This window comes from Rhizobium sp. RCC_161_2 (genome assembly GCF_041355235.1).
In the GTDB taxonomy this organism is placed as follows: domain Bacteria; phylum Pseudomonadota; class Alphaproteobacteria; order Rhizobiales; family Rhizobiaceae; genus Rhizobium.
The window spans coordinates 247447-264055 of record NZ_JBFUPL010000006.1 but is presented as its reverse complement, the minus strand read 5'-3'; the positions used below and the strand labels follow the sequence as shown (position 1 = coordinate 264055).

General features: G+C 60.8%; 18 protein-coding genes. 10 read left to right on the top strand and 8 right to left on the bottom strand.

Annotation, left to right across the window (positions count from 1 at the left end):
* Window positions 1–34: 34 nt before the first annotated feature.
* Window positions 35–1327, bottom strand: a complete 1293-nt coding sequence (locus AB6803_RS17805; RefSeq protein WP_371110132.1) for an NAD(P)/FAD-dependent oxidoreductase — start codon at window positions 1325–1327, stop codon at window positions 35–37.
* Here AB6803_RS17805 and AB6803_RS17800 point away from each other — a divergent pair.
* Together AB6803_RS17800 and AB6803_RS17795 are read left to right on the top strand one after the other, a co-directional pair.
* Complete coding sequence (locus AB6803_RS17800) at window positions 1303–1680, top strand: cupin domain-containing protein (RefSeq protein WP_371110258.1); 378 nt, start codon at window positions 1303–1305, stop codon at window positions 1678–1680. The two genes, AB6803_RS17805 and AB6803_RS17800, sit on opposite strands and share 25 nt — an antisense overlap.
* A gap of 49 nt (window positions 1681–1729) precedes the next feature.
* Window positions 1730–2023: a DUF1330 domain-containing protein gene (locus tag AB6803_RS17795; RefSeq protein WP_371110131.1), complete on the top strand. Its 294-nt coding sequence runs from the start codon at window positions 1730–1732 to the stop codon at window positions 2021–2023.
* Here AB6803_RS17795 and AB6803_RS17790 read toward each other — a convergent pair whose 3' ends face one another.
* On the bottom strand, window positions 2024–3190 hold the full coding sequence (locus tag AB6803_RS17790) for a M20 aminoacylase family protein (protein ID WP_371110130.1): 1167 nt from the start codon (window positions 3188–3190) through the stop codon (window positions 2024–2026). It abuts the gene before it with no gap.
* 337 nt (window positions 3191–3527) lie between these two features.
* On the opposite strand from AB6803_RS17790, the gene AB6803_RS17785 reads away from it, so the two are divergent.
* The gene (locus tag AB6803_RS17785) at window positions 3528–4769 is read left to right on the top strand and encodes an adenylate/guanylate cyclase domain-containing protein (RefSeq protein ID WP_371110129.1); all 1242 of its coding nucleotides are present in this window, start codon (window positions 3528–3530) and stop codon (window positions 4767–4769) included.
* Window positions 4770–4775: 6 nt separating this feature from the next.
* Here AB6803_RS17785 and AB6803_RS17780 read toward each other — a convergent pair whose 3' ends face one another.
* Complete coding sequence (locus AB6803_RS17780; protein WP_371110128.1) at window positions 4776–6131, bottom strand: MFS transporter; 1356 nt, start codon at window positions 6129–6131, stop codon at window positions 4776–4778.
* A 139-nt stretch (window positions 6132–6270) separates the two neighbouring features.
* Between AB6803_RS17780 and AB6803_RS17775 the strand changes: the two genes are divergently transcribed.
* The 4 genes from AB6803_RS17775 (at window position 6271) to AB6803_RS17760 (ending at window position 8780) form a co-directional block, all read left to right on the top strand.
* The gene (locus AB6803_RS17775; RefSeq protein ID WP_371110127.1) at window positions 6271–7164 is read left to right on the top strand and encodes a LysR family transcriptional regulator; all 894 of its coding nucleotides are present in this window, start codon (window positions 6271–6273) and stop codon (window positions 7162–7164) included.
* A 229-nt stretch (window positions 7165–7393) separates the two neighbouring features.
* Window positions 7394–7918 carry a DUF992 domain-containing protein gene (locus AB6803_RS17770; protein ID WP_007688673.1) on the top strand — a complete coding sequence of 175 codons (525 nt, stop codon included), beginning with the start codon at window positions 7394–7396 and terminating at the stop codon, window positions 7916–7918.
* 155 nt (window positions 7919–8073) lie between these two features.
* Window positions 8074–8340, top strand: a complete 267-nt coding sequence (locus AB6803_RS17765) for a type II toxin-antitoxin system Phd/YefM family antitoxin (protein WP_371110126.1) — start codon at window positions 8074–8076, stop codon at window positions 8338–8340.
* The gene (locus AB6803_RS17760) at window positions 8337–8780 is read left to right on the top strand and encodes a type II toxin-antitoxin system VapC family toxin (protein ID WP_371110125.1); all 444 of its coding nucleotides are present in this window, start codon (window positions 8337–8339) and stop codon (window positions 8778–8780) included. Before AB6803_RS17765 ends, AB6803_RS17760 begins: the two co-directional genes overlap by 4 nt.
* 77 nt (window positions 8781–8857) lie before the next feature.
* Here AB6803_RS17760 and AB6803_RS17755 read toward each other — a convergent pair whose 3' ends face one another.
* The gene (locus AB6803_RS17755) at window positions 8858–9979 is read right to left on the bottom strand and encodes an aminotransferase (RefSeq protein WP_371110124.1); all 1122 of its coding nucleotides are present in this window, start codon (window positions 9977–9979) and stop codon (window positions 8858–8860) included.
* Window positions 9980–10099: 120 nt separating this feature from the next.
* Between AB6803_RS17755 and AB6803_RS17750 the strand changes: the two genes are divergently transcribed.
* Window positions 10100–10669, top strand: a complete 570-nt coding sequence (locus AB6803_RS17750; RefSeq protein WP_371110123.1) for a helix-turn-helix domain-containing protein — start codon at window positions 10100–10102, stop codon at window positions 10667–10669.
* A 36-nt stretch (window positions 10670–10705) separates the two neighbouring features.
* Here AB6803_RS17750 and eutC read toward each other — a convergent pair whose 3' ends face one another.
* From eutC to AB6803_RS17735, 3 genes are all read right to left on the bottom strand, one after another.
* Window positions 10706–11479: an ethanolamine ammonia-lyase subunit EutC gene (eutC, locus tag AB6803_RS17745; protein WP_371110122.1), complete on the bottom strand. Its 774-nt coding sequence runs from the start codon at window positions 11477–11479 to the stop codon at window positions 10706–10708.
* A gap of 1 nt (window position 11480) precedes the next feature.
* Entirely contained in the window at window positions 11481–12872 is a 1392-nt protein-coding gene (locus AB6803_RS17740) for an ethanolamine ammonia-lyase subunit EutB (RefSeq protein ID WP_371110121.1), read from the bottom strand.
* Window positions 12873–13168: 296 nt separating this feature from the next.
* Entirely contained in the window at window positions 13169–13606 is a 438-nt protein-coding gene (locus AB6803_RS17735; RefSeq protein ID WP_371110120.1) for an Lrp/AsnC family transcriptional regulator, read from the bottom strand.
* A 146-nt stretch (window positions 13607–13752) separates the two neighbouring features.
* Here AB6803_RS17735 and AB6803_RS17730 point away from each other — a divergent pair, with 146 nt between their 5' ends.
* Window positions 13753–14802 (top strand): ornithine cyclodeaminase, encoded by a 1050-nt coding sequence (locus tag AB6803_RS17730; protein WP_371110119.1) that lies wholly within the window; start codon window positions 13753–13755, stop codon window positions 14800–14802.
* A gap of 16 nt (window positions 14803–14818) precedes the next feature.
* Window positions 14819–15748, top strand: coding sequence for a citrulline utilization hydrolase CtlX (gene ctlX / locus AB6803_RS17725; protein ID WP_371110118.1), 930 nt, complete (start codon window positions 14819–14821; stop codon window positions 15746–15748).
* 56 nt (window positions 15749–15804) lie between these two features.
* On the opposite strand, the gene AB6803_RS17720 is transcribed toward ctlX, so the two are convergent.
* Window positions 15805–16599: an aldolase gene (locus AB6803_RS17720; RefSeq protein ID WP_371110117.1), complete on the bottom strand. Its 795-nt coding sequence runs from the start codon at window positions 16597–16599 to the stop codon at window positions 15805–15807.
* Window positions 16600–16609: the final 10 nt, after the last annotated feature.

Sequence of the window (16609 nt, the reverse complement as noted above, 5' to 3'; positions counted from 1 at the left end):
CGCTATGATCGGGCGGTGCAAAAATCCGCCGTGATCACTTTTCCATGGCATCCTGTACACGCCCCGAGACGACCCGGGCAAGAACTCCAAGCTTCCAAAAGCGATGGAAAGCAAATGTCTGGAAATCGCGCTGGATCGGAAAAACGATCTCCTCTTCCGGAACGCCGGCAAACCGGTCCGCCAGAAGGCGGCCGATCAACGTCGCCATGGCGACGCCCCGCCCATTATAACCAAGCGCGACAAAGGCGTTCGGGGCCGGTTCGGCGAGAATGGGATAATGATCCCTGGTCATCGCCACCTGCCCATACCAGCGATGCGGCCAACGCTGTCCCTTGAGGGCCGGCCATAGGCGTTCCGCATAGGCAACGAGATGCGCATAATCGGCCGCCGCGTCGCTCGGTGCCTGTTTGCCGCGACCGCCCATCAGCATTCTTCCCTGATCGTCGATGCGATAATAGACGGTGACCCTGCCGGTTTCATAAAGCACCGAGCGTGTCGGCATGATCGACGCCGCAAGCTCCGCCGGCAGCGGATCGGTCGCGACGACGGAGCTGTAGACCGGAACGATCGCCGTCTTCAGCCTCGGCCAGAGATCGCCGGTATAGCCGTTGGTAGCGATAATGAGCTTTTCCACCCTGACCTTGCCCGTCTGCGTGACGATACACCAGCCGGAGCTTTCCGGGTGAACGGACAAGGCGGGCGTTCTGGTGTGAATGCGCGCGCCGGCGGCGATGGCGGCGCGGGCGAGACCGCGCGCATAGCCGAGCGGATTGAGCTGGCCGCCCCTCGGATCGAACCAGGCCGAATGATAGCGCGTCGTCCCGGTGCGCTCGGCGACCTGCTGCCGGTTCAGAAGCTCCACGGGCACATCGCGCTCGACACACTGGCTGACAAGCGATGCCGCCGCCTTGCCGCCCACTTCCGAAAACGCGGCGCGGATCGTGCCGCTCTGACGGGCGGCGCAATCGATGTCGAAGCGCCGGATCAGACCGAAGACCTCGTCGGGTCCGCCATAGGCGAGCTTCAGCATGCGTCGGCCACGCTCGCGCCCGAACGCATGTTCCACCTCTACGGGATCAGCCTTCAGCCCCGAATTGACCTGGCCACCATTGCGGCCCGAGCATCCCCAGCCGATCTCGCTGGCATCGAGCACGATCGTTGAAATGCCCTTTTCGGCGAGATGCAGGGCCGTTGAAAGACCGGTATAGCCGGCGCCGACAATCCCGACGACGGCGGATGCGTTGCCCGCCAGCGGCTCGGTGGCTGGCGCGGGTACTGCCGTCTTGAGATAGAGGTTCTCCGCTGGGGTCGGAGGGGAGATATACATGGGACTTATCCTATTTCCATCATCGTCAGTTCCACGAAACAAAAGGCATCGCCGTAGCCATCGGCGCAATCACCTATTTCCATCTATCCAAATCCGCTGCCCAATCCCCGCGCATTCAGATACGCACGATCCTAAATCCGGGAACAGCGACGGACATTGAGGAATATAGCCTGCCGGCGGCCGAGTGCGGCACCGCGATTTCGGGCAGGCTTGGCTTCCAGATAATGGGACATACCAGTATCCTGGAGGCCGGCGACAGCTTCGCCTTCGACGAAGCCGCCTCCCATCGCTTCTGGTGCGAGGGAGACGCTCCGGTCGAGATCCTGATGGTGACGACGCCGGCTATCTATTGAAACAAAGACGAGCGGGGCGCCGCGGGATCATAACAACCATGGAGCCCCCATGCCCGTATATCTGATCTCCGACGTCACGCCCAAAGACCCCGAAGCCTTCCAGACCTATCGCACCCGCGCCGCCGCATCGATCGCGCTTTATGGCGGACGCTACCTTGCGCGCGGCGGCTCCGTCGAACCGCTGGAGGGTGAATGGGCGCCGCGCACGATCATCATTGTCGAATTTCCCGACATCGAACGGGCGCGGGCCTGGTATCGCTCGCCCGAATATGCGCAAGCCTTAGAGGTCCGCGATGAGGCCTTGAGCCGCAACCTGATCCTGGTCGACGGCATCAGTCCCTGATCAAGACAGCCGCTGCGCAACCACGGCGGCCCAATAATCGATGCCATAGGCGATGGCATCGTCATTGAAGTTGTAAGCCGGATTGTGCAGATCGGCACTGTCGCCGTTGCCGAGCCAGATCAGCGCGCCGGGCCGCTTTTCGAGCATGTAGGAAAAATCCTCCGAGCCCATGGTCATCGGCCAGTTGCCATCGACACGCTCTGCGCCGACGATACTTTCAGCAGCGGCGATCGCGACCGAGGTCTTCTCGATATCGTTGACGGTCACCGGATATCCCGGGCGCCAATCGATCACGGCCTCGGCGTCGTAGAGCGCCGCCGTTGCCTTGACTACGTCGCGGAACCGTTGCTCAACCGCCCGGCGCGTTGCCGGCAGCATGGTGCGGATCGTACCGCCGACCTCAACCGCGGGCGGAATGACGTTCAGCGCCTTCCGGTCGCCGCCGCTGATGAAGGTGATGGACACGACCACGGAATCGAGCGGATCGATGAAACGGGATGCGATCGACTGCAGCGCGACGACCAGATGAGAGGCGGCAAGCACCGGGTCGCGGGCAAGATGTGGCGTGGCCGCATGGCCGCCGAGCCCGGTCATGGTGATGACGAAGCGGTCCCCCGCTGCCATCATCGGGCCACTGCGGATGGCGAACGAGCCAACATCAAGGCCCGGCTGATTGTGCATGCCATAGACCTCCTCGATGCCGAAACGCTCGAGCAGGCCTTCCTCCAGCATGACGCGGCCGCCACCGCCACCCTCTTCCGCGGGCTGGAAAACGAGAACGATCTTGCCGGCGAAATCGCGATCGGCGGCAAAGCGCTTGGCCGCGCCGAGAAGGATCGCAGTGTGACCGTCATGCCCGCAGGCATGCATCATGTTCGGCACTTTCGAGGCATAGGGCAGGTTCGTCTGTTCCGACATCGGCAGCGCATCCATGTCGCAGCGAAGCGCGATCGTCTTGCCGGCGCCTCTCTTGCCTGAAATCACCGCGACAACCCCGGACGTGGCGATCCCGGTCACCACCTCGTCACAGCCAAATTCCCGCAGTTTCTCCGCCACCAATGCCGAGGTGCGCGGCAGGTCGAACAGGATTTCCGGATGCTGATGGATATCGCGACGCCATATCTTGGCTTCGTCCGCGATGATGCGCGATGCTTCGGACGGCTTCATGAGAGGTCTCCTTCAAAATGGCCAGGTACCAGCGCTTGGGATCGCCGATAGCGAGCGAAATGGGTCGAGATCAGACATAGCGCCGCGCAGCATGGGCGTACAGTCATCTTGCGCGAATGTGGGCGTTTTCGGTCGGAGGATGAAGCTGGCGAGGCGATCTGGATGAGGATGCACAGTACCGAGCCGGCGAAAGGTGCAGCGCGCCTTCCTTGCGATTCACAAAAACCGAGGCCAGGGCGATTGTCGTTCCAGCGAAGCAGCAATGGGCGTATATTCGCATTTTGACTGCAATCAACATTGCTGCCGAAACAGGCCAAGTATTTGTGGGGTATGGATAATGCAACTCTCAACGCAGGCGGCTGCCGATTCGCATGACGAGCGCGACGGCACCTGGCCGACCAAGCGGAGCAAGATCCTCGACTGGTTGATCCAGGACACGCGCGAGGAACGTTTCATCGACAATATTCTCGTGGATCTCTGCGAAAGATTGCGCGCCGCCGGCGTCCCTGTTGGAAGGGCGACGCTGCATTTCAGGACGCTTCATCCGCAATGGCTCGGCGCACGGATCCTGTGGCGCAAGGGGCTGGAAGAGGCTGATATCGCCACATTCAGCCATGGTATCGAAAAGACGCAGCAGTTTCTATCAAGCCCGCTGAACGAGATCTTCAACGGCGCGATCGAGGTTCGCCAGAATCTCGAACAGCCAGGCCCGGATGGTTTCGTCTATAGCATTTACGACGAAATGCGAGCCGACGGGCTGACGGACTACATCGCCTGGCCGATCTATCACACGCTTGGCAAGCGTCACATCGTCGCCTTCGCCTCCGACGCGCCAGGCGGCTTCACCGAAGAGCACGTCGCCTTCCTGAAAGACTTGCTGCCGGCCCTGACGCTGGTGACCGAGATCAGGCTGAAAAACATATTGGCGCGCACAATGCTGAACACCTATGTCGGGCCGCATGCCAGCGAACAGATTCTCGCTGGCGCGACCACCCGCGGCAGTGGCACCACCGTTGGCGCTGCCATCCTCATCTGCGATCTGCGCGACTTCACGACAATTTCTGACATGTGGCCGCGCGACGATGTCATCGAGCTTCTGAACGGCTATTTCGACGCGATGTCGGAGCCGATCGAAAAACACGGCGGCGAGATCCTCAAATTCATGGGCGACGGGCTGCTGGCAATTTTCCCGCTCAGCAATCCCCACGCCTGCGCCAATCTTCTCCAGGCGATCAAGGAAGCGGCGGCAGCGGTTGCCGCGCTAAACGAGGAAAACAGCCACAATGGTCGCGAAGTGCTGCGCTATGGCGTCGGCGTGCATGTCGGCGACGTCATGTATGGCAATATCGGCTCCCGAACCCGCCTCGATTTCACCGTGATCGGACCAGCCGTGAACATCGCCTCGCGGCTGGAAACACTGACCAAGGAGGTCAAGCGGCCGGTTCTTCTATCCAAGGCATTCGTCGACATGGCAGGCTGCGGAAGCGAGATGGAAAGCCTCGGCGCCTTTCCTCTCAAGGGTCTTGGCGAGCGAGTTGAGGTCTTTGCCCTCACGCCAGCGGCAAACCGCGGCTCGTAGCGATCTCTATCCGACCACCTCATAACGCGCGCGGCTGAGGCTGACGCCGCCGGAGACGGCCGCGCAGATGCCGGCCAAAACAAGTGCGACGCTAGGCGCGCCCGTCTGCGGCATGGTTTCGAAAATGATCGACATGGAGATAGCACCAAAGGTTTGTCCAAGAAGGCGGGCCGTGCCTTGCATGGCTCCCGCGGCACCGCTGCGCGCCTTTGGCGCCGACAGAAGGAGAATCCGGTTGTTCGGAGTCTGGAAAAGACCGAACCCGACACCGGCGATAATCGTGCCGACCAGAAATCCAATTGCTCTCGGATCAGGCGGGCACAGGCCCGCGATCAAAAGGCCCGTTGCAAGCAGCGCACCGCCGGCGGCACAGAGCCACGCCGTCTTGACGCGACCGGCCAGCCGCCCTGAAATCGGGGCCATGATAATCGTCGCTGCGGGCCAAGGCATCATGTAAAGCCCCGCCAGAACCGGGCTCATATGCAAGCTGTGCTGAAGATAGAACGGCAGCGCGACGTAGCCGAGCATTTGGCCGGTAAAGCATGCGACGGACGCGATGACGGCAACCCGAAAGGCGGGCGCGGCCAAAAGGTCCGTTGGGACAATCGGCGCGGTGTTGTTGCGCTCAAGGCGCAGCAGCGCGATGAGGGACAGAATGGAGCAGCCGATCAGGAGAGAGCCGCTGATCGGGGCACTGGCGATCCGTTCCGCACCGGAGAAGAACAAAATAAACATCAGCGTATTGGCCAGCAGTGCCGTGACATTCAATTGCCGCTTCACGCCTTGTAAGTGGCCCAGAAGCCCGCCGCACAAGAGGACGATTGCCCCAAGGGGTATGTTCACGGCAAACAGCCAAGGCCAGCTGGCCACGGAGAGGATTGCCCCGGCAATGCCTGGCCCCGCGGCTGCGGAAATCGCGATCGTCATTGCGTTAACGCCGATGATGGTTCCCAACAGCCGTTGCGGCACCGCAAAGCGCAGGTTCATCGTCGCCAATGCCATGATCGCGCCTGCGCCCAATCCCTGAGCAAAGCGCGCGGCCATGAGAATAGGAAGATTTCCGGCGAAGGCACAGGCCGCCGACGCCACCGTAAAGAGAGCGACGCCGATGAGGAAGACCCGTCGCGGACCATGAATTTCACCCAGCGCGCCGCAGGGCAGAAGAGCGACCAGCACAGCAAGCTGATAGCTGGAGACGACCCAGACAGTGTCGCTCGCATTGGCACCCAGCGAGGCCGCGATCGACGGTAGCGCGACATTGGCAATGGCACCATCCAACACGACGAGCACGAGCGTCATAAGCAGTACGCCGACCGCCAGATATCGTCGCGGAGAAGGCAGGCCGTCGTGGCTGAGGCTCATGGGTGATATTGCGGACATCGGCGTTCACTTTGTTTGTCGTTTGCTCGTGCGATCGATATCTCCGATGCACGATTTGCACCAGACGCAACAAAGGAAACCAACTGTTGCACCAAACGCCTCACTTCATTAAAATCCGCGCATGCCCGATATAGATTTGAACCTGCTGGTAGCCTTGGACGCTTTGCTTCGTGAGCGCAGCGTATCGGCTGCCGCGCGAAAGCTCGGACTCAGTACCTCCGCCATGAGCCGGACCTTGTCGAGGCTGCGGACCGCGTTGAGCGATCCTATTCTGGTGCCGGCGGGACGTGCCATGGTCGCAACACCCCATGCCGAAGTGATCGCCGACCAGGTGCGTTCACTGACAGTCGCGGTGCAGGCCGTGCTCGCCCCACCACCAAAGCTTGATATCCGGGAGGTGCGGCGTGACTTCACGATCCGCGCCAATGAAGCGTTTGTCCTTCTGAATGCCGCGCGTCTCAGCGCTGCCGTCACGGATGCTGCGCCCGGCATAAGATTGCGCTTCGCGCCAAAGCCGGAAAAGGAAATTCAGTCGCTCAGGGACGCAGCGGTTGACCTGGATATCGGGGTCATTTCCGGGGATGGCGCGGAACTCCGTGGCCAAGCCCTGTTCCGGGACACCTTTGTCGGGATCGCAAGGGTGGGGCATCCATTATTGGAGACGGACCGCATAACAACAGAACAATATACGACGTGGGGACATGTGGTCGCCTCTAGACGCGGACAGTTCATCGGCCCTATCGACGAGGCGCTTGCCGCACTCGGTCTTTCCCGAAAAGTCAGCGTCGTGGTGCCGAGTTTTCCGGCGGTCATCGCCGTCGCGGCGGCATCCGATCTTATCGGGCTCGTGCCGCGTTCGTTTTGCCAGGCGGGAGTGGTCGGCAAGACCGAAATGTTCGAACTGCCGCTGGCCACACCCGAGATCACCGTCTCACAAATATGGCATCCTCGCATGGATGCGGATCCCGTGCATCGGTGGATACGCGCATTGATCTTTGACGCATTCCGGTCATAGGCCGACCCGGCCGATCACAATTCCGTAATAAAGTCCGTCGCAAAACGTGAAGAGCCGGCGGGGATGACGTCTCTTGCAGAGATCCTTATATTATCATCGGGATAAGTGCGATGGCCGCCTTAATTTTGTGGGATCCTTCTGCGACGACAAACGTTAGTAAGAGCTGACCGTAAACGGCTCGATCAAAAGGGTGCATGACACCCGGAATACTCTGACAAGGAGAAAACAGATGAAAAAAATACTCACCCTGGCATTTTCGGCGGCATCTTTGATCGTCGCCGGCACGGCCGTAACGCGCGCGGCTGACCTGTCGCCCTCCTATCAGGAGCAGGACCAGGATCAGCGCAACGGCGTGAAGATCGGCTATCTCACTTGCGAGATCGGCGGCGGTGTCGGCTATGTGCTCGGCTCTGCCAAGGAAGTCGATTGCACCTTCCACTCGACCGTCGGCAAGGAGCGCGTGGACCATTATAGCGGCGCCATCCGCAAGATGGGCGTCGATCTTGGCTTCACCACCCGCAGCAAGCTCGTCTGGGCCGTGTTCGCACCGACAGCCGGCTATCATCATGGTTCGCTGAGCGGCCTTTATCAGGGCGCAACCGCCGAGGCGACGCTCGGCGTCGGTATCGGCACCAATATCCTGGTCGGCGGCACCTCCGGCTCGATCCACCTTCAGACGGTGAGCGTGACCGGCCAGCTCGGCCTCAACGTCGCCGCCACCGGCACGTCGGTGACCCTGACCTCGGTGGATTGATATCCACTGCCGTCCAAGGGCGGCAACGGACCACATCTATTCGAACCAATGGCCGCCTCCACACCGGGGGCGGCCATTGTGTTTGAATTCCCCTTGATTTTGTCCACTTCAACTCCTAAAAAAGGTCATAAGTGACCCTTTTCTAGGAGGCTGCGATGTCAACCGTTAGCTTGAAGGACGCAAAGGCGTCGTTCTCTCATGTCATCGACCAGGCCGCCGGCGGCGAGTTTGTAACGATCACGCGCCACGGCCGTCCTGCCGCTGTGCTTGTCAGCGTGGGAGCAGCAGAGGCCGCAAGGAAGGCGCTCCGGAAGGACCGGCCCAGCCTGATCGAGTATCTGAGGACCTTCCCAGCCGATCTCAGCGATGACGAGGATGTTTTCGCGCGCAATCCCGCCCCCTCCCGCGAGGTCGATTTGTGAGCTTTCTTCTCGATACCAACACCATTTCCATGTTCTCGCCTTCCAAGGCGAGCGCATCGGACACTTTTGTTGATTGGGTTAGCGAGCAAGACAAACTAGACGCGATCTATCTTTCGGTCTTGACGATCCATGAAATTGAAAAGGGCATCCGCCTACTGGACGCAAAAGGTGCGAAGGCAAAAGCCTCGGGAATTCACATCTGGCTACAAGGCCTGATCGCTGGATATGGTGACCATATCTTGCCGGTCGATAATGTCGTCGCTCTTGAATCCGGCAAGCTGGAAGCGAGAGCGATCACTGCCGGACATAGTCCGGGTGCCGCCGATGCGATCATTGCAGGGACCGCAAGCGTTCATAAGCTCACCGTCATCACTGCGAACCTAAAGCACTTCCAGCCATTCGGCATTCCGGTCAAGTCACCGGATCAGGTTGGTCGCTAATGGAACGAACCAAACGACGGGTCAGGTAAGCTCACCCGTGACCGCTACCGAGTAACAAAAAATCAGGCGCAAGCCGCCTATCGTTGCTCCTTCAGAAACTGCGATAAACGCTTGAGACCCTCGCGCAGGATCGCCTCGCTGTTCGCGTAGCCGATGCGCAGATAGCCCTCCATGTCCATGGCGCTGCCGGGCGTCAGCATGACGCCGGTCCGTTCGAGCAGGTTGATGCAGAAGGCTTCGGACGACATCAGCAGATCATATTTGAGGAGCGCCGTCGTGCCGGACTTCGGCTTGACCCAGGAGATCAACGGCTCGCTCTCGACCCATTCGGACAGAATGGCAAGGTTGGTTCGGGTGATGGCCTGGTTTCTGGCGAGAATCTTGTCGCGGTTTTCAAGCGCAATGGCCGCGAAATGATCGTCCAGCATGCCGACGCTGATGGTATTGTAGTCGCGATGGATCGATACCGCATGGATCAATTCATTCCGGGCGGCGATCCAGCCGAGCCTTAGGCCCGCCAGCGAATATGTCTTGGACATGCTGCCGGTGCTGATGCCTTTCTCATAGAGATCAGCAATCGAGGCGGTCATGCCGTCTCCCTGCTGATCGGTGCCGCGATAGACCTCGTCGCAGAGGATCCACGCCCCGGAGATGCGCGCGATTTCGACGATCTTTTCGAGATAGGCGCGGTCCATCAGGGCGCCCGTCGGATTGTTCGGGTTGTTGAGGACGATCAGTTTCGTGTCGGGCGTCGCCAGCCGCCGCAATTCCTGGAGATCCGGCAGGAAACCGTTCGCCTCGGTAAGCTTGAGGATCTGCAGGTCAGCGCCGTAACTCTCCGGAATGGAATAGTGCTGCTGATAGGTCGGCAGCACAGAAATGACCCGGTCTCCCGGCTCTACCAGGGTTTCGTGCACCAGGACATTGGCGCCGATCGCGCCATGGGTCACGACGACGTTCTCGATGGCCTGCTTTTCATAGAGGCCGGCAATCAGCCGTCGCAGCCGATCGCTGCCCTCGATCGCGCCATAGGTCAGCTTGAGCGGCAACAGTTCCGACAGGATCGTCTCCGTCTTTCCCGCCATGTCCAGCAGTTCGGCCACGGTCAGGGACTCGACACAGGTCTCGGCGAGGTTCCATTCGCATGTCGTCTCATAGCGGTTCATCCATATTTCGACGCCGAAATCGCGGATTTTCATGTCCTGCTCCCTCACTCGTATCTGGCGGATCACGCGCACAACGCATCCGTCGCGATCCTGCCTTGGCAGACGCGTCGAAAGGCTGTTGAACGGCGACAGCGATTGGAATAGAAAGACACTATGAGCAATATATTGCACAGTCAAGAACGTGGCGATGTTCTCGCCCATGTTTCCGGCAACTTGCGTCGCCTGCGAAAATCCGTAGGCCTCAGCCAGACGGCGCTCGCCGAGGCGTCCGGCATCAGCCGGCGCATGATCATCGCCGTGGAAGCAGGCGATGCCAATATCAGCCTGTCCAGCCTCGACAAGCTGGCGGCGGCTCTCGGCGTGGATTTCGTCGATCTGGTGCGTGACCCCACGCGCGCATCGCGTGCCGACATCAACCAGGTGACATGGCGCGGCAAAGACGGGGAAAGTCTGGCGGTGCTCCTGGGCTCGGCCCCAGCCTCCCTCGAAGCCCAGATGTGGCTCTGGTCGCTCGGACCCGGCGATCGCTACGACGCCGAACCGGACCCACAGGGGTGGCACGAAATGATCTACGTCATCGAAGGCTTGCTGAGCCTCGAACTTTCTGGCGAGACACGCGACTACAAGGCCGGGACCTTTGCCGTTTACAGCACCGCTCAGGATTATGCCTACATCAACCCAGGCGAGACGCCGGTCCGCTTCGTGCGAAACGTCGTCTCGTGATTTTCCTAGCACTCGGCCAGCTCCACGGGAGCTTTACTACGCCGTCACCTCCAGCTTCGCCACGGCATCCTTGAGCCCGACGCCGCTGATGCCGGTCATCCGCATGGCGATAACAAGTTCGATAATCTGGTCGGCCGCCGCCGCGATGGGCAATCCGCCTTCGCGGATGTTGGAGACGCAGTTGCGACGGGAATCGGGCGTGTCCGATCGGGGCGAATAGGTGACATAAGCCCCGAGGCTGTCGGCGGCGGACAGACCCGGGCGTTCGCCGATCAGCATGATCGCGGTCTTGGCCGCGAGCGCTTCACCGATCGGATCGGACAAGGCGACACGCGACTGGCTGGCAATGACGATGGGCGCGAGCGAAAGCCCATACCGCCGCAGCCGATCGGCAAGTGCGCCGACCACGGCGGCGGCGTTGATATCCACGGCACTGGCGGAAAGGCCATCGGCAACGATGATGACGACATCAAACCCTTCGTCGCGATGCCGAACCTCCTCCAGCCGCGCCAGCGATGTCGCCGATAGCTTGCGGCCGAGATCGGGCCGGCGCACATACTGGCTCCGGTCCCCGGCGAGGCTCTCGACCACGACGGCATCGAGCTCCAGATCCAGCAACTGCCGTTGCAGACCTTCCTGATCGACCGAGGACCAGACGGCTTCGCGAGCCCGCGCATGGTCAAGCAGGAAGGCTTGCGCCGCCTTTGTCGGCGCGCCCGCGCCGAAACGACCGAGCGCGACGCGCGCATCCGTCATGTCCTTGAGGTCCGCGATGCCTATGGCACGAGCATTGATGACGGAATTGGCCATGTCAGGCTCCAACAAGGGTTGAACTGGAGAAATAGTCGGTCAGCATTGCCGGCGCCCCGACCAGGGCGCCCGCCCTATCCGTCAGGCCAATCTCGCAGAGCCAGCGTTCGAATTCCGGCGCCGGCGCGCGGTTCAGCGTTTCGCGGCAATAGATGGCGTCGTGATGGGCAAGGGACTGATAGTTGAGCATGATGTCGTCGGCGCCCGGCACCGTGATGACGAAGTTCACGTTGGCAGCACAGAGAAGCGTCAGCAGCGTATCCATGTCCTCCTGATCGGCATCGGCATGGTTGGTGTAGCAGACGTCCACCCCCATCGGCAGGCCGAGAAGCTTGCCGCAGAAATGATCCTCGAGCCCCGCGCGGATGATCTGCTTGCCGTTGAAGAGATATTCCGGCCCGATAAAGCCGACGACCGTATTGACGAGCATGGGATCGAACTCGCGCGCAACCGCATAGGCACGCACTTCCATCGTCTGCTGGTCGACGCCGAAATGCGCGTCGGCGGACAGAGCCGCCCCTTGCCCCGTTTCGAAGTACATGACGTTGGCGCCCGGCATGCCGCGCTTCAGCGAGCGCCCGGCCTCATAAGCTTCCTTCAGAAGTGAAAGATCGATGCCGAAACCCGCATTCGCCTTTTGTGAGCCGGCGACCGACTGGAAAACGAGATCGACTGGTGCTCCAGCCTCGATGGCCCTGATCGCCGTGGTCACATGCCCGAGACAGCATGTCTGTGTCGGAATCGCCAGCCGCTCACGCAGTTCATCGAGCAGGGAGACGATGCGGATATAGTCCGCGACACTGTCGGTCGCCGGATTGACGCCGATCACCGCATCGCCCGATCCCATCAGCAATCCGTCTATGGCGGAGGCGGCGATCCCCCGACTGTCGTCAGTCGGATGGTTCGGCTGGTTGCGCGTCGATAGCCGTCCGCGCAGGCCGATCGTGTTGCGGAAGCGGGTGACGACCTCGCGCTTGGCCGCGACCGAGATCAGATCCTGCAGCCGCATGATCTTCGACACCGCCGCCACCATCTCCGGCGTCACGCCATAGGTGATCGCCTCGAGCGAGCGCTGCCCAGTCTCGGGCTTCAAAAGCCACTCGCGGAATTCGCCGACGGTGAGAGACGAGATCGGCGCAAAGGCCGCCGCATCGTGGCGCGCGGCGATCAGCGCCGATACTTCGTCATCGTCGGACGAGATCACTTCCTCGCTCAGAAACGCTTTCAGCGGCAGATCGGCCAGCGCCATCTGCGCGGCCAGACGCTCGACCGGGCCGGAGGCCGCGATGCCCGCAAGCTGGTCGCCGGAACGCTCCGGTGTCGCCTTGGCAAGAAGATCCTTCAAATCACCAAAGCGGAAGACCGTATTCTCGATCGTCGTCGTAAAGGACATGGGAGGCAAATCTATCGGTTGAGGAGAGCCAGAGCTTCATTGCGAAGCTTTTGGGCACTCCGAGTGGATCGTCAGTTCGGTCCCCTCCCAACCGGCGATGCAGCCTCCCGTGCCGCGCATCACCGATCTCCATGCTATGTCATCATACGGCCGGAGGCCGATTTCAACTACAATGTCTGCATGACCGGACGCGAGCAAGCCGTATTATCGCAACCGCCACCGAAACGCCGCAGTTCAGTAAGTTCTAAAAGCCGCGCGAATGCCCCGGCATTGACCATCAGATCCGAGAAACCCGATCAAACGCTGCTCAGCAGCAGGCTCGTCTCGCTGTTGGCAACGCCATCGATCATCCGCACTTCGCGCAGAACGCGGTCGAAATCCGCAAGGCTCGCCGCCCGGATATTGGCAACGAGATCCCAGTTGCCGTTGGTCGTATGCAGGGCTGAAATCTCCGTCAGACCGCGCAGCCTGCGAATGACCTGTGTCGTCGATTTTCCGACGACCTCGATCATCATCACCGCATGCACCGCGCTCAGATCATAATCTTCTCTCACCCGCACGGTAAATCCGAGCAGCGTCCCCGTCTCCATCAGGCGGTCCAGCCTGTTCTGCACGGTGCCGCGCGCAACGCCGAGCGCATCCGAAAGCTTGGTCAGGGAGGCGCGTCCGTCGGCGCGCAGATGGCTGATGATGCGGCGGTCGAGATCATCGGGCGAATATTTCGCGACATCCATGTTTGCCACTCCAGACTAGTAAATTTATGTAAGACGACTGAACGAATTGTACAATCGACTGCCGGAATTAGCACAGTTTTGCGCTTTCGGCCAACACTCGGGAACGCTAGCTTCTGTCCATCAGCCCAGCGCCAGAGGAATCCGTGATGTCGTCACCCCTTCCATCGGAAAAAGCCTTCGTTCCCTTCGTCAGCGTCGAGAACATGATGCGGCTCGTCCATCATATCGGGCTGGAGACTCTGCTCGCGGAGCTCACCGACGTAATCGAGGCGGATTTCCGCCGCTGGGAGCTGTTCGACAAGACACCGCGTGTCGCCTCCCATTCCCGCGAGGGCGTGATCGAGCTGATGCCGACCTCGGATGGCGAGATCTACAGCTTCAAATATGTGAACGGTCATCCGAAGAACATGGCGCAGGGCCTGCAGACCGTCACCGCCTTCGGTCTGTTGGCGGAAGTCTCGACCGGCTATCCGGTGCTGTTGACGGAAATGACGCTGCTGACCGCACTTCGCACCGCCGCAACCTCGGCCATGGCGGCACGGCATCTGGCGCCGAAGGGCGCGCGCACCATGGCGATGATCGGCAATGGCGCGCAGGCGGAGTTCCAGGCGCTTGCCATGAAGGCCGTCTGCGGCATCGATCACCTCAGGCTCTACGATATCGATCCCTTAGCGACGGCGAAGATGGTCCGGAACCTCTCAGGCACCGGATTGACGGTCACCGCCTGTACCTCGTCGCAATCCGCGATCGAAGGCGCCGACATCATCACCACCTGCACCGCCGACAAGCAATGTGCGACGATCCTCACCGACAACATGATCGGCGCCGGCGTCCACATCAACGCCATCGGCGGCGATTGCCCCGGCAAGACCGAACTGCATCGCGATATCCTCCTGCGCGCCGACACCTTCGTCGAATATCCGCCGCAGACGCGCGTCGAGGGCGAGATCCAGCAGATGGAGCCGGACTACCCCGTTACGGAATTGTGGAAGGTGGTCACCGGGCAGGCCGCGGGGCGCCGCACCGCCGGCCAGATCACCCTCTTCGACAGCGTCGGCTTCGCAGTCGAGGATTTCTCGGCTCTCCGCTACGTCCGCGACAGGCTCAAGGGTACAGGGTTTTACCTGGACCTCGATATCATCGCCGACCCCGACGATCCGCGTGATCTCTTCGGCATGCTGCAGCGGGCAAAATAGGTGTAGGAACGGAACGATGCCTAGACATTCAGCCTATTCCATCCAGGTACCTTCCGCAGTCGTCATGGTGCGTCCGCACCATTTCACCGTGAACACGGAAACGGCGGCCGACAATCATTTCCAGAGCAGCCAGGACATCAGAGAAGACCTCTCGTCCGTCGCGCATGGGGAAATAACCGAGGCGGCCGAGACACTCGGACGTCACGGCGTCGAGGTACATCTGTTCGAGGATACCGGTCGGCTGACACCGGATTCGGTTTTCCCCAACAACTGGTTCTCCACCCATGCCGGCGGTCACGTCGCGATCTATCCGATGAAAGCCGTCAGCCGCCGGCGCGAGCGGCGCGGCGACGTCATCGACATGCTGAAGACCCGCTATCGGGTGCAGGAAGTCATCGATTATTCGGGCCTCGAACCCGACGGGCTCTTTCTCGAGGGCACCGGCGCCATGGTGCTCGATCATATCGACCGGGTCGCCTATGCGGTGCGGTCCGACCGCACTGATCCGATCGCGCTCGAACGCTTCTCGACTCATTTCAATTACGAGCCGATGGTGTTCGACGCCCGCGACGAAAATGGCATCCCCGTCTATCACACCAATGTCCTGATGTGCATCGCCACCAATTTCGCCATGATCGGGCTGGATATGATGGCCGATCCGGCCAGGCGGCGGGAGATCGTCACCCGACTGGAGCGTTCCGGCCGGAACATCGTTGCGCTGACGAACGAACAGATTGCGCACTTTGCGGGCAATGCTCTGGAGCTTCAGGGAAAGTGCGGCCGTATCCTGGCGCTCTCGACGACGGCACTCGCCTGCCTCGACCGGCATCAGCTTGCCGTGATCGAGGAAAGCGCCAAACCCGTTGCCCTTGATATCCCGACGATCGAAAAAGCGGGCGGATCCGTCCGCTGCACCTTGGCGGGCATCCATCTGGTAAAGCGCTGATAACCGAGATCGACGTGACCGCATTCTTCCACATATCGCAGCGAGCGAAATAGGCATCAATCGCGATAGTGTGGTGCTTCCACATCGAGCGTGCGCTTAATCGCCTCAAGGTGGAGACGAGCGGATTCCGGGTCACCCTCCCGCATCTGCCGATAAGCCGCCTCCGCGATGGCCGGATCAACCGCGACAACCTCTCTTCCAGTCGACAGGGCAAGCGTCTGAACCTGGCAAGCCCGCTCGAGATAATAGAGGTCATCCCAAGCCTCGGCGATATTGGGAGCAAGCACCATGACCCCATGGTGCTTCATGAAGACGATGTCCGCATCCCCGATCGTTGAAGCGATGCGGTCTCCTTCACGCTCGTCCAGCGCCAGACCGTTGTAATTCCTGTCAAACGCCGTCCGGCCGTAGAATTTCAGTGCCGTCTGCCCGGCAAAGATCAGCGGCTCTCCTTCTGTCATCGAGAGCGCGGTGGCATAGGGCATGTGCGTGTGGAAGGCGACTTTGGCGCGCGGAACGTTCTTATGGATACGGGCGTGGATATAGAACGCCGTCGCTTCCGGCTGGCCGGCCCCTGAGACGACATTGCCGTGGAAATCGCAAATCAACAGCATGGATGCCGTCAGTTCCCGAAAGGCATAGCCATAGGGATTGACAAGGAACAGGTCGTCATATCCCGGCACGACCGCGGAGAAATGATTGCAGATGCCTTCTTCCAACCCATGTCTGGCAGCCATGCGAAAACATGCGGCTAGATCGACGCGGGCCTGCCAGACTTCCTCGGAGTCGAGGGCCGGCTGATTTGGGCCTGCGGCACCGGGAGCGGTCTGGGTCTTTAGTGAATGTGCCATGGATAATCCT